We start from the raw sequence: 824 nt of genomic DNA, 5'->3' as shown, positions 1-824 counted from the left end.
TCAACAATATGAATTGGCACTGCTATTCATTGTTCTAAATCGTGTTTTCGATGGGCTTGATGGTGCACTTGCGCGTATCCAAGGGATTACCGATGCTGGCGGATTTCTTGATATCAGCCTCGATTTCTTGTTCTATTCATTGATTCCGTTTGGCTTCGTGATTGCCAACCCTGAGGCCAATGCCGTCGCAGGCGCCTTTCTGATTTTCTCCTTCATTGGTACAGGCAGCAGCTTCTTAGCGTTTGCGGTAATGGCTGGAAAACAAGGCATCGAGAACCCGGTTTATAAGCACAAATCGCTCTATTACATGTCGGGATTAACTGAAGGGACAGAAACCATCGCCAGCTTTATCGCTTTCTGCATCTGGCCGCAACACTTTGCTATGATTGCTTACGCATTTGGCGCCGCGTGTTGGCTAACGACGTTCATGCGCATCTATTTTGGTTTCCAAACCCTCACCAACGCAAACGCCTAGAGCCAGAGCATCTAGTTCATTAGCCTGTTGCTCTATTCAACTATTGATTTGGATTTGGCTAATCGCTTTCTGTAGATACAAAAACGCCGCACTGTGATGATGCGGCGTTTTTATTGGTATCGGTAAACGATATTACTCAGCAGATTCCAGCTTGAAGCGAAGTACTTTTAGACTCGATTCTGTATCCACATCGACAAACTCAGGCGGATTAGCTAAACGCTCTAGGAACTTAACGTTTGGTGCCTCTTCTGCCATGGTATCAATCAAGAAGTTTGGTGACACCGTTGGAGAGTTAACACAAGCAATCACTTCACCGCCCTCTGTAAGAAGCTCAGGGAGACGACGCAGA

The 824-nt window shown here is 46.2% G+C and carries 2 protein-coding genes; one reads left to right on the top strand and one right to left on the bottom strand.

All coding sequences use genetic code 11. From position 1 onward, the window contains the following. A partial coding sequence (locus tag KIV40_RS34965) for a CDP-alcohol phosphatidyltransferase family protein (RefSeq protein ID WP_285354067.1) occupies positions 1–475 on the top strand: 475 nt, incomplete at its 5' end. 132 nt (positions 476–607) lie between these two features. On the opposite strand, the gene KIV40_RS34960 is transcribed toward KIV40_RS34965, so the two are convergent. Further along, positions 608–824: class I SAM-dependent methyltransferase (locus KIV40_RS34960; protein WP_285354064.1), on the bottom strand; the 217-nt coding region annotated here is incomplete at its 5' end.

It is taken from the genome of Vibrio sp. D173a, from assembly GCF_030248475.1.
This window is presented reverse-complemented; position numbering and strand designations above follow the sequence as displayed.